We start from the raw sequence: 402 nt of genomic DNA on the forward strand, positions 1-402 counted from the left end.
AACCAACGAATGACGGAGTCAAAGTCCGTTGCCTTACCGCTTGGCTATACCCCAATGGGGCGGCTGATGGGAATCGAACCCACGAATGCCGGAACCACAATCCGGTGCGTTAACCACTTCGCCACAACCGCCACAATATAAATTTGATTGACCTCTGGAGACCTTGAGGTTCACGATAAATGGGGCGACTGATGGGAATCGAACCCACGAGTGTCGGAACCACAATCCGATGCGTTAACCACTTCGCCACAATCGCCGCAGTCAATAATGGCAGGGGCAGTAGGAATCGAACCCACAACGGAGGTTTTGGAGACCTCTGTTTTACCGTTAAACTATGCCCCTATGTATGGTGGAGGGGGGCAGATTCGAACTGCCGAACCCGAAGGAGCGGATTTACAGTCC

At 52.7% G+C, this 402-nt stretch carries 3 tRNA genes; all 3 read right to left on the reverse strand.

The features are described from left to right. Window positions 1-55: 55 nt before the first annotated feature. The 3 genes from KHA84_RS15225 to KHA84_RS15235 all read right to left on the reverse strand — a co-directional run bounded on the left by KHA84_RS15225 (window position 56) and on the right by KHA84_RS15235 (window position 342). A tRNA-His gene (locus tag KHA84_RS15225) sits at window positions 56-131 on the reverse strand. Window positions 132-180: 49 nt separating this feature from the next. Beyond that, window positions 181-256: transfer RNA gene (locus tag KHA84_RS15230), tRNA-His, on the reverse strand. A 12-nt stretch (window positions 257-268) separates the two neighbouring features. Further along, window positions 269-342: transfer RNA gene (locus KHA84_RS15235), tRNA-Trp, on the reverse strand. Window positions 343-402: the final 60 nt, after the last annotated feature.

Origin of the sequence: Bhargavaea massiliensis (assembly GCF_018390575.1) — a bacterium.
GTDB lineage: Bacteria > Bacillota > Bacilli > Bacillales_A > Planococcaceae > Bhargavaea > Bhargavaea massiliensis.